This is a genomic window from Tianweitania sp. (assembly GCF_032053605.1).
Lineage (GTDB): Bacteria > Pseudomonadota > Alphaproteobacteria > Rhizobiales > Rhizobiaceae > Tianweitania.
In genome coordinates this window covers 1-10,417 of the sequence record NZ_DAMBUH010000092.1, presented here as the reverse complement: position 1 = coordinate 10,417, position 10,417 = coordinate 1, and the positions used below count along the sequence as shown (strand labels likewise).

Below are 10,417 nucleotides of genomic sequence, written 5' to 3'. Positions count from 1 at the left end.
GTACGGTCGGGAAATTGCGAGACCGAGCGCAGCAGCTTGGCAACTTCCGCCTTTGAATCCGGATGGCGGAACACCGGCAAACCGAAGGTCGCTTCGGTAATGAAGATATCGCAGGGCACCAGCTCGAAAGCTTGGCAGCTCGGATCGTGGCGGCGCTTGTAATCGCCCGATGCCACAATGCGCAGTCCGCCACATTCCACCGCGATCTGCGCCGAGCCCAGGACATGGCCGGCCGGATGAAAGGTCACCGTGCAATCGCCGAAGCTGATCGGTTTACCCCATTCGGCCGCCTGACTGCTTTGCGCAAAAGCCGCGCCATAGCGGATCGCCATGATGTCGAGCGTTTGCTGCGTGGCGAGCACGGCCGTGTTGCCGGGGCGCGCATGATCGGCATGGCCATGGGTGATCAGCGCGCGCGCAACGGGGCGCACCGGATCGATGAAGAAATCGCCGGGCGGGCCAAAGGCCTGTTCTGGCGTCATACGCGTCCACCTTCTCCCTTTTCAGCGCGGTGGCCGATGGCCTTTACGACCCTGTCTTCTGGACTGTCCTCCGGCGACTTCCTTGCCGACCGCCGCGCGGATTATGCCAAAATGCTGGCGGAAGGCAGCGACTGGACCGCCGCAGCGGAACTGATGACAGGGGCTCTGGAAATCGCACCGAACTGGGCCGCCGGCTGGTTCCGCCTCGGTGAGCTACGCGAGAAGGCAGACGACACGGCCGGCGCGGAACAGGCGTGGCGCGAAGCGTTGCGCCTGGAGCCCGCCGACTGCTTCGGCGCCACGCTGAAGCTTGCTTTGCTGGGCGCCGCCCCTATTCCCGAGACACCACCGGCCGATTTCGTGGAAGCCTTGTTCGACGATTATGCCGACCGGTTCGATCATGCGCTGGTGGACAAGCTCGGCTACCGCGTGCCCGAACTGCTGGAAGCTGCCCTCCACGCGACTGGCCGCACCCATTTCGACAAGACGGTCGACCTCGGCTGCGGCACAGGCCTGATGGGCGAAAGGCTGCGTCCGCTTTGCGGCGATCTGGAAGGCATCGACCTCTCAGCCGAAATGCTGCGCAAGGCCGACGCTCGCTGCGTGTATGACCGGCTGATCAAGGGCGACATCGCGGAACTAGACATCGCAGCGGGCATCGACCTCGTCACCGCCGCCGACGTCTTCATGTATGTCGGCACGCTGGAAGCCGTGTTCGCGAAAGTGGCCGCAATGCTGCACCCCGGCGGGCTGTTCGCCTTTTCGGTGGAAGCGTCCGATGGCGACGATCTCGTGCTACGCGAGTCCCGCCGCTACGCCCATGGGCGCGCCTATGTGGAACGGGAACTGGCGCAAGCGGGGCTGGCGCTGGTGTCTCTGACGGAAGACACGATCCGCAGGGATCGCGGCGAGGAGATCATGGGGCTGGTGGTGGTGGCGGGGCGTTGACCCTTGAGACCCTGCAGCAGGGAGAGAGCCTGCCGATGTAAGCTCGGCAGGCCATATCGTTAGTGAAGACGCCTCAAGGCTTCTTCACGACTTCCTGGGTGCCTCTTTCCAGTGTTGATCTCAGATATCCGACCTCCATTCACGTCGAAACGTGCTGCTATCCTGCTTTGGAGTTCGCCCTGCATCAGCAAAAAATGAACTTGAACCGCATCTTCGAAGGTCAGGTCATGGCTAGGTGTCGCACTAAGTTTACGCATGTCAGCGTGTCCTATTCAGACCGCGACCCGGCTTGACATCTGCCACGAACGGGACAATTGTCCCCTCGTGATCACACGTTTCCGCCGGGCCACGGCGGTTGCAATCAAGGCCGACCACTTTTGGCGAAGTGGTCGGCCGCTCCGTTTCAGTAAGCCTCGCGACTCGCCTGAAACAGCCGAGGATTCCGCAGAGCTTACGTCCCGTCAACGATTCGTTTCATGATGGTACTTCTATCCACACCGCCCTATCTCTAAGCGGTGACAAAGCTCATCCTCCCTCCTTCCCCCGACACCACCCTACCCGCTCGGCTGCCGGAACCGTTTCTGCGATGGTTCGGCAAGAAGGGGTGGGCGCCTCGGCCGCATCAGGTGGATTTGCTAGGGCGGGCGCAGGCGGGGAAGTCTGTGCTGCTGATTGCGCCGACCGGTGCGGGCAAAACGCTAGCGGGTTTCTTGCCGAGCCTGACAGATCTGGCGGAGCGGCCGAAAAAGAGGCCGGGCGAAGCGCATCGAGGCGTGCATACGCTGTATATCAGCCCGCTGAAGGCGCTGGCCGTCGACATCGAACGCAACCTGACGACGCCGGTCAACGAAATCGGTCTCAAGGTCACGCTGGAAACGCGAACGGGCGACACGCCGGCATCCAAGCGCCAGCGTCAAAAGCTATCGCCGCCCGATATTCTTCTAACCACCCCCGAACAGCTGGCGCTGCTGATCGCCAGCAACGAGCCTGAGCGCTTTTTTGCCGACCTTCGGTATGTCGTGCTCGACGAGCTGCATGCGCTTGTCACCTCCAAGCGCGGGCATCTTCTTGCGCTCGGTCTCGCGCGACTGCGCACCTTCTGCCCTGATCTGCAGGTCATCGGCCTGTCCGCAACGGTTGCCGAACCCGACGAGCTTCGCCGTTGGCTGGTGAGTCAGGCGGAACCCGGCGCCATGTCGGACCTCATCACGGTCGATGGCGGTGCGAAACCGGACATTTCCATCCTGAAATCGGAAGAGCGCGTGCCGTGGGCGGGCCATACGAGCCGTTACGCCATTCCCGAGATCTATCAGGCGGTCAAGGATCACAAGACGACGCTGTTGTTCGTCAACACGCGCTTCCAGGCCGAGTTGCTGTTTTCAGAACTCTGGCGCGTCAACGAGGATACGCTGCCGATCGCGCTCCATCATGGCTCGCTGGATGTCGGGCAGCGCCGTCGCGTCGAAAAAGCGATGGAAGCGAATGCGCTGCGGGCGATCGTCGCGACCTCGACGCTCGATCTTGGGATCGACTGGGGCGATGTGGATCTCGTCGTGCATGTCGGCGCGCCCAAGGGTGCCAGCCGATTGGCGCAGCGCATCGGCCGCTCAAACCATCGCATGGATGAACCATCCAAGGCCATCCTCATTCCTGCCAACCGGTTCGAAGTGCTGGAATGCGAGGCCGCACTCGAAGCCAACTATCTTGGCGCGCAGGATACGCCGCCGCTTCTTTCAGGTGCGATCGATGTGTTGGCGCAGCATGTGCTGGGAACGGCCTGCGGTTCACCCTTCCATGCCGACGCGCTTTATGACGAGGTGCGCACGGCAGCACCTTATGCCGACCTCGAGCGCACCACCTTCGACCGCATCATCGATTTCGTCGCCACAGGCGGATATGCGCTGCGGGCCTATGAGCGTTATGCCAAGATCCGCAAGACCAAGGAGGGTCTCTGGCGCATCAGCCATCCGCGCTATGCGCAGCAATATCGCCTGAATGTCGGCACGATCGTCGAGGCACCGTCACTCAACATTCGCTATGTGGGCAAGGGTCGCGGCACAGCTTCGCGTGGCGGCATGACGTTGGGGAAGATCGAAGAAAGCTTCCTTGAACAGCTTGAATATCATGACACGTTCATGTTCGCCGGCAAGATCCTGCGTTTCGAAGGCATTCGCGACAATGAGTGCTTCGTGTCGAACGCCCCGGATTCAGAGCCGAAAGTTCCTTACTGGGGCGGCTCGAAGTTTCCGTTGACGACCTATCTCGCCGAGGTCGTTCGAGGCATGCTGGCCGATCCGGAGCGCTGGAAGGCACTGCCGGAGCAAGTGGCCGACTGGCTGCGCATGCAGGCCGACAGGTCCGTTCTACCTAATGCCCACGATCTGCTGGTGGAAACATTCCCGCGCGGCAACCGCTTCTACATGGTGGCCTATCCGTTCGAGGGCAGGCTCGCGCATCAGACGCTCGGCATGCTCTTGACCAAGCGACTGGAGCGCGCCCGTCTTCATCCTCTCGGCTTCGTGGCGAGCGACTATTCGCTGGCGATCTGGGGCATGGAGGATATGGGGCACGCCTTCAAAACGGGAAAGCATCGCCTTTCGCACCTTTTCGACGAAGACATGCTGGGCGACGATCTCGAAGAGTGGATGAATTCCTCTTATCTCCTCAAGCGCACCTTCCGGAATTGTTCGGTGATTGCGGGCCTGATCGAAAAGCGTTTTCCAGGACAGGAAAAGACCGGAAAGCAGGTCACCGTCTCAGCTGACCTCATTTACGACGTCTTGCGCTCTCACGAGCCGGATCACATCCTCCTGCAGGCGACCCGTCAGGATGCCGCAACGGGACTGCTCGACATTCGCCGTTTGAGCGAAATGCTGGGGCGCATCCGGGGTCGAATCATGCATAAGGATCTCCAGCGGATTTCGCCGCTGGCAGTGCCTATCATGATGGAGATCGGCAAAGAGCGCGTTCATGGCGATGTTCATGATGCTCTGCTCGCTGAAGCCGAAGACAGCCTCATGGTTGAAGAGGCGATGGGACCGAATTGGACGCAGACGCACGAGACATGATGCCGCTTGGTATCAACGGACGCATTCGCATCGAGGGCCAAGAAGCGCTGTGCGACCGTTCGGGCGCGCTCTGGTTCGCCGATCATTCTCTCCTTGTCGTTTCCGACCTCCACCTTGAGAAGGGTTCGGCCTTTGCCCGGCGCGGCTCGTTCCTGCCGCCTTACGATACGGCCACAACCCTTCTGCGCCTCGCTGTCGCGATCGAGCATTACCAGCCGAAAGTCGTTGTCAGCCTTGGCGACAGTTTCCACGATGGCTGGGGCTCCGAGCGCATGCCGGATCCTTTCCGCGCGCAGCTTGCCGATCTGCAGAAGGGTCGCGACTGGTACTGGATCACCGGCAATCACGATCCCGATGCGCCAAAAGGTGTTTGCGGCGAGAGTGTCACCGAAATTGCGCTGGCCGGCCTCATCTTCCGTCATGAACCGACGCTTGTCTCGATCGCGGGCGAGATCGCCGGCCATCTGCATCCCGGCGCGCGCATCGTCCAGCGCGGTCGCTCCGTTCGCCGCCGCTGTTTTGCCGGTGACGGCCGCCGGCTGGTGATGCCGGCTTTTGGCGCCTTTACCGGCACGCTCAACGTGCTCGACCGTGCCTATCGTAACCTGTTCGACTGGTCCAGTTTTCGCGCTCACATGATGGGCGATGCACGCATCTACACGATCGCGCCGACCAATCTGCATCCGGGTTGATCAGCCGACGGCTTGTCGCGATTTAGCCGCTTACCCGAACGGGTCCTCAGTCCCGATTGAAGATCATGCGGCCGAGCCAGCCGGTAATGATCGCGAGGGCGACGGCAAAGATGCCGTAAAACAGGCTGTATTCGTGTGCTGCCTGGAAGATCGACTGTTCCACGCCGGATTTCTGGATTGCAAGCTGCGCCGAGGTTTCGCGGATAAACAATCCGTTCTTGAACAGGAAGGCGCGGGCGCGATGCGTGCCGATCGGCACATTGGGCGCGAGCTCCAGCGTGGCGCGGAACAGGTTGGGCGACAGGAACTGCACGCCGCCAATCAGCTCGGAGTAAAGCCCGGTCACCTGCTTGCGCTCGCGCAAAGCTGCGGTGAACTCCTCGATCGTCTGCGGATCGTCGTCGCGATCTTTCGGCTGCAGATACATATAGGCGCTGCCCAGCGAGAGCCTCCCATAGGTCGAGGGCTGCGCCATGTCCTGCAGCGCGCGGGTGGTCGAGACCGAATAGGAGATCGGCACGTTCACGAAGGTCTCGGACTGGGTGTTGATCCACATGCCGAGCACGCGATCCTTGCGGCGCACGACCACCGGGCGTGCCGGTCCTTCCAGGACGACGACCACATCATAACGGTTCTGACGCGCGATCTGCGGGTCGACGTCGTTCAAGGCACCGAAGATGGTGAGGTCGGTGCCGGAAAAGTCGGTGGTGATGGTGATGCGGTCGGTCGACAGGCCGATCTGGATCGACTCGTTGTATTGCGGCGCAGGCTGTTCGGCTTCGGGTTGCGGCTCGGTCTGCGCCAGCGCCGGTGCAAGCAGCGCCGACAGGATCAGGAAGGCTGAGATCACGCGCTTCATCGCTCAGAACTCCCCGAGAGGCCCAAGCGAATACAGATTGTCCGGCTGGACGAAGAGGTCGAAGGCAAGCCGGAGTGCGACCGACACCACCATCAGTGCCAAGAGCAGGCGCAACTGTTCGCCACGCAGCTTCTGGCCAGCCTTTGCGCCATATTGCGCGCCCGCCACGCCGCCGATCATCAGCAGGAAAGCCAGCACGACATCCACGGTCTGGTTGGTGGCTGCATGGACGATGGTGGTGAAGGCGGCGGTAAAGATGATCTGGAACAGTGAGGTGCCGACAACGACGTTGGTCGGCACTTTCAGAAGATAGATCAGCGCCGGCACCATGATGAAGCCGCCGCCCACACCCATGATCGCCGCCAGAAAGCCGATGCCGGCGCCTAGAGCGAGAACCGGGATGACGCTGACGAACAGCTTGGAGGTGCGAAACCGCATCTTCAGCGGCAGCTTGTGGATCCAGTGATGCTGGCCGGCCCGCTTGAGCGACACCGCGCCGCCGCGCGATTTGCGCAGCGTGTTGACGCTTTCCACCAGCATCAAGCCGCCGACCGCGCCTAGGAACACGACGTAAAGCAGCGAAATGAACAGGTCCAACTGGCCAAGCGCGCGCAGCCAGGCAAACACGACGATGCCCAGGCTGGAGCCCGCAATGCCACCAAGGAGCAGCACGAAGCCGAGCTTGAAATCGAGTGTGCGGCGCTTGAAGTGGGCCAGCGCGCCAGACATGGACGAAGCGATGACCTGATTGGCGCCGGTCGCCACCGCGATGGCCGGAGGGATGTTATAGAAGATCAGCAGCGGCGTGATGAGAAAGCCGCCGCCCACGCCGAACAAACCGGAAAGAAAACCGACGGCAGCACCCATAATCAGGACAACGAGGCCGTTGACCGACATTTCGGCTATGGGGAGATAGATGTTCACCCCGTCACACTCAGCTTCTCACCCGTTGAAATAGAAGCGGTCCCGGCAAAGCGGGACCGCAATTTCGTTCAACGCGAATATAGTGGATAAAGCAAGGCGCGATGTCCGTGTTGCGACGTAGCTAGCCACGCGGACGTCGAAGACGCTTACTTCTTCGCCAACAAGGCGCGCACCAGAGGCTCGTTGACCTCGCCGTCGGCCGTCAGCCCATTGGCCTTCTGGAAGGCGATGATCGCGGTCTTGGTCTTGCCACCCATCAGCCCGTCGGGCTGGCCGGCATCGAAGCCGTTCTTGTTCAGGATGAGCTGGATGTTGCGCACGGCCTGCTTCATGTCAATGCTGGCGGTGACGTCGTTGCTTTCCTGCCATTCCGGCGGAACGGCAACGTCGTTGGCAGCGGGATCGGCCGGCTTGGCACGCCACAACTCGGTATCGGCGCGAGCGCGGGTGAGTTCTTCGGGCTTCATGGCCTTGGAAACTTCGTCGCGCTTGGCTTCGGCATCCTTGTCGCCGGTCTTGGCGACCAAAGCGAACCATTTGTAGGACGCTTCGAGGTCCTGGGTCATGCCGACGCCCTTGGCGGCCAAGATGCCCAAATTGAACTGGCTGTCCTTGATGCCGCGCTCGGCCGCTTCGGTGAACCAGCGCACCGCCGCCTTGTTGTCGGTCGTGCCGTCGGCACCCATGGCATAAAGCACGGCCAGATTGTGCATGGCGCTGGCGTTGCCCTGCGCGGCACTTTTCTCGTACAGCGCCTTGGCTTTGGTCAGGTCGCGTTCGACGCCGACGCCCTTTTCGTAGAAATTGCCGATGCGGTACTGGGCGGGCGCAAAGCCACGATCTGCGGCGCGCACATACCAGTCGGCGGCCGACTTCATGTCCGGTTCGCCGTTGCGGCCCTCCGCATAACGGGTGCCGATTTCGAAGAAAGCCTTGATGTCGCCGGCCTGTGCCGCTTCGCGCAGCGCGACGGGTCCGGCGTTGAGCGGTACGGAACCCACTTCGAGTGCGGAAGAGGCTTGAACATTCCCTTCCACCGTCGGGCGCACGACGGCTGAGGCAACCGGGTCCTGCGGCTGGGCCGAGGCGACAACCGCCGGCTCGGCTTCCCAGCCTTCGGACGCGGTTGTTTCGGGAGCGATCGGCTCGGGATCAGACGCTTCGCCTGTTCCCGGCTCTTGGGCCACTTCGGCTTCGAGTGGAGTTGTGGCCTGCGCTGGCTCGGATGCGGTGTCGGCAGGCGTCCGGCTTACGCTATTTGCAACACCGGGCAGCGCCTGTTCAGCAACAGGAGCGGGTTGTTCTGAAGCGGGCGTCGTCTGGCGGGCTGGTTCGGCAGCAACGGGTGCAGCCGGCGCCGCCGCGATCATCGGCGCAGCAGCTTCATTGCGGGCGGGTTCGTTGGAAGCGACGAACAGCGAAGGCTCATCCGCGAGGAAAGCGCGCGTCAGCTGGAAACCGCCGACGCCCACCACCATCGCGGCAGTGGCCATCAGCACGGTCTTGCGACGCAGACCGAGAATGCGGCCGATCTTGCCGCGCCCAGAAGCGTCCTCGGCATTGCTGCCGGTCTTCTTGCCGTTGGCTTCGGCTGCAGCGGCTTGTGCTGCGCGGCGTGCGGCGGCGATGAAGTCCGATTTCGCGGTTTCCGCCTCGTCCTTGGTGTCAGCCGGTCCGCGCTCGTCGCGCACCCGCTTCATGATGGCGTTGAGATCCGGCGCGCCGCTGCCGGGTTCAAGCGGCTGGTTGGCGATGCGTGGATCGAGCGGCTGGTCGAGCGACGGGAAATCCGGCTCTTCAACGATCGGCTTGGCGAGAACCGGCTGTTCGGTAATCTCCGGCTGCTTGTCCTTGCGGTTGCGCAAGGCGCGGGTGAAACCGCCGAGCTTCGAGGCAGGCTCCTGCGCGTCGTCGGTTTCGCTCGTGGGGTCGCCCGCCAAAGGCTTGTTCTGCGTATCGCGCTGGCCGAACGGCACTTCGGCTATGGAAAGATCGTCGAGCGCATAGGGATCGAACGCGTCATCCGCGGCGATCGACGGCGCGTCCGCCACGATGGGCTTGGGCGCCGGTCGGGCCTGCTCGCTTTGCTCCATCATGCTCAAACGGTCGACGATCTTGATCAGCGTGTCATGGATCGCTTCGAACGTCTTGGAATTGCGCTCGTCGGACTGGCGCGTCAGCACTTCCAGCGAGCGCAACTCGCCCGACAGGCTGGCGACCGCCTGGCTGTCGCCTTCGCGTTCGGCGAGTTCACGCACGGCGTCGGCAGCGGCATTGCGCGCGGCTTCGATCAGCGCATCATGCTGGCCGGCAATCGAGCGCTCGATCTGGTCGAAGCGCGGCGCGAAGTTCTCGAGTTCGGGCAGAACCCGTGGCGGATTGGATAAGCGCACGGAGAGTTCGGCAACCTGCGCTTCCAAACGGCCGATCACGGCTTCATCGACCGACGAGACCTGACGCGCGGACGTATCCAGCCGGGATGCGATGTCGCCCAAACGCAGTTCGAGTTCGCGGATCGTAGCGGCTTCAGGGCCATAGGCAACGCGCTCGTCGAGCCGCGCAGCGAGTGCTGCAAAACGCTCATCCATGACCGACAGGATTTCGCCGCGATCGCTGGGCTTTTCGGCCTGAACGTCGAGACGCTGGACGATGGTGTCGAGGCGCGTTTCCATGTCGCGCAGCAGCTTGTTGCCCTGCTCGGTGGAATCGGCCTGACGCCGGTCGAGCGCGTCCGACAAAACGGCGAAGCGGTGTTCCAGTCCATCGAAGATGGTGGACACATCGGGAACCGCCGGTTCCTTTTCCAGCCGCTCGGCAATCTGGCCAAGCTGCTGACCGAGACGCTCCACCGCTTTTTCTGGCAGGGCGGCGCGGGCCGCGAGCTCGTCGACGCGGGTAGAAAGGGCTGCAATCTGGCCAAGCACTTCATGCGCCGGGCGCTCGTCGATCAGTTCCTCGATCTGCGAGGCCAGCGAGGCCATGCGCGCTTCGATGCGCTGGAAGGGTGCCGGGTCGAAGCTTGAGTTGACGGGTGCGTGGCTGAGCGAAGCGGCGATGGCGCGCGAAATCTCGTCGAGACGCTCGGCGATCATCTCGAAGGTCTGTTCGCTTTGCGCATCCTGCTTGCGGGCAAAATGATCCAGCGCGCCGGCCAGCGTGCGCACCTTGTCTTCCAGGGTGCGGATGGACAGCGATTCCGGCAGAACGTCGACCGCGGCTGCGATCTGCTCCAGGCGGTGCGTCAGGGCATCGATGGCGGCATCGTCGCGTGGCTGCGGCGACTGGGCAGCGACGCGCTCTTCGAAGCGCGACATGCGGTCATCAAAGGCGTCCCAGCGATTGCCGACGGCGCGCAGCGTGTCTTCGCGGGCGAGCGCTCCGATCGCGTTCTTGACCTGATCGAGTTCGAGGCGAAGCAGGGAAACATTCTTGTCGTCGCTGCGG

The 10,417-nt window shown here is 62.6% G+C and carries 7 protein-coding genes; 3 read left to right on the top strand and 4 right to left on the bottom strand.

What is annotated here, in order from left to right; translation table 11 throughout:
• The coding region (locus RTX98_RS16485; RefSeq protein WP_312797912.1) for an MBL fold metallo-hydrolase at positions 1-482 on the bottom strand (482 nt) is incomplete at its 3' end.
• A 36-nt stretch (positions 483-518) separates the two neighbouring features.
• Here RTX98_RS16485 and RTX98_RS16480 point away from each other — a divergent pair.
• The 3 genes from RTX98_RS16480 (at position 519) to pdeM (ending at position 5,190) form a co-directional block, all read left to right on the top strand.
• Positions 519-1,430, top strand: coding sequence for a class I SAM-dependent DNA methyltransferase (locus RTX98_RS16480; RefSeq protein ID WP_312797911.1), 912 nt, complete (start codon positions 519-521; stop codon positions 1,428-1,430).
• A gap of 527 nt (positions 1,431-1,957) precedes the next feature.
• The gene (locus tag RTX98_RS16475) at positions 1,958-4,498 is read left to right on the top strand and encodes a ligase-associated DNA damage response DEXH box helicase (protein WP_312797914.1); all 2,541 of its coding nucleotides are present in this window, start codon (positions 1,958-1,960) and stop codon (positions 4,496-4,498) included.
• Positions 4,495-5,190 (top strand): ligase-associated DNA damage response endonuclease PdeM, encoded by a 696-nt coding sequence (pdeM, locus tag RTX98_RS16470; RefSeq protein ID WP_312797910.1) that lies wholly within the window; start codon positions 4,495-4,497, stop codon positions 5,188-5,190. The genes RTX98_RS16475 and pdeM overlap by 4 nt, the downstream gene beginning before the upstream one ends.
• A 46-nt stretch (positions 5,191-5,236) precedes the next feature.
• Here pdeM and RTX98_RS16465 read toward each other — a convergent pair whose 3' ends face one another.
• From RTX98_RS16465 to RTX98_RS16455, 3 genes are all read right to left on the bottom strand, one after another.
• The gene (locus RTX98_RS16465; RefSeq protein WP_312797909.1) at positions 5,237-6,049 is read right to left on the bottom strand and encodes a TIGR02186 family protein; all 813 of its coding nucleotides are present in this window, start codon (positions 6,047-6,049) and stop codon (positions 5,237-5,239) included.
• A gap of 3 nt (positions 6,050-6,052) precedes the next feature.
• Positions 6,053-6,973 carry a sulfite exporter TauE/SafE family protein gene (locus RTX98_RS16460; RefSeq protein WP_189504292.1) on the bottom strand — a complete coding sequence of 307 codons (921 nt, stop codon included), beginning with the start codon at positions 6,971-6,973 and terminating at the stop codon, positions 6,053-6,055.
• 146 nt (positions 6,974-7,119) lie between these two features.
• On the bottom strand, positions 7,120-10,417 hold a 3,298-nt coding region (locus RTX98_RS16455), incomplete at its 5' end, for a peptidoglycan-binding protein (RefSeq protein ID WP_312797908.1).